The sequence below is a fragment of the Streptomyces sp. WM6372 genome (assembly GCF_001279655.1).
In the GTDB taxonomy this organism is placed as follows: domain Bacteria; phylum Actinomycetota; class Actinomycetes; order Streptomycetales; family Streptomycetaceae; genus Streptomyces.
Genome location: NZ_LGDB01000156.1, coordinates 1 through 271, shown reverse-complemented (window position 1 = coordinate 271; position 271 = coordinate 1). Strand labels below are relative to the sequence as shown.

At 55.0% G+C, this 271-nt stretch carries 1 rRNA gene; it reads right to left on the bottom strand.

Annotated elements, in window-relative coordinates:
• Window positions 1–97 (bottom strand): 5S ribosomal RNA (rrf, locus tag ADK52_RS12920); the annotation flags it as partial.
• Between the last annotated feature and the right edge of the window lie 174 nt (window positions 98–271).

Sequence of the window (271 nt, the reverse complement as noted above, 5' to 3'; positions counted from 1 at the left end):
CCCACAGGGTCCCCCCTGCAGTACCATCGGCGCTGAAAGGCTTAGCTTCCGGGTTCGGAATGTAACCGGGCGTTTCCCTAACGCTATGACCACCGAAACCCTATCGGTTTCGAGCGAACAAGCACACTTTGTAGTTGTGTTCCAGCTCTAGAAACCAGCAACTGTTCGTTGCTTCAGAACTAACACAGTGGACGCGAGCAACTGAGGACAAGCCCTCGGCCTATTAGTACCAGTCAGCTCCACCCGTTACCGGGCTTCCACATCTGGCCTA